1 protein-coding gene is annotated in these 333 nt (G+C 60.7%); it reads right to left on the reverse strand.

Annotated features, from left to right (window positions below; all coding sequences use genetic code 11):
* The coding region (locus J0A68_RS22555; RefSeq protein ID WP_206580511.1) for a S49 family peptidase at window positions 1-333 on the reverse strand (333 nt) is incomplete at both ends.

Below are 333 nucleotides of genomic sequence, written 5' to 3' on the forward strand. Positions count from 1 at the left end.
GGCCTCCTGACCGCTGTACACTGCAGCCTCGGTATCCAGCACAACCTGCACGGACAGGCCGGTATATGCCGACACCTTCTGCGCAAACATCTGGCGGGTTGCGTCCATCCGGGACTGCAGTGTCTCCCGGACGTCATCCGGAAGATGGCTGTAGGGGTTGCCATCCACCTTATGGCTGCCGCTGTAAATCAGCGTGATTTCCACACCCTGTTTCTCCAGCGCAGCACCGTAATTACTGTGAGCCATCATGACGCCGATGGAGCCTGTCCGGGCGGTCTGCGTGACCAGACGCCGGGAGGCGGCACTGGCAAGCAACTGACCTGCACTGCAGTT

The sequence above is a fragment of the Algoriphagus oliviformis genome (assembly GCF_017254915.1).
Taxonomy (GTDB): domain Bacteria; phylum Bacteroidota; class Bacteroidia; order Cytophagales; family Cyclobacteriaceae; genus Algoriphagus; species Algoriphagus oliviformis.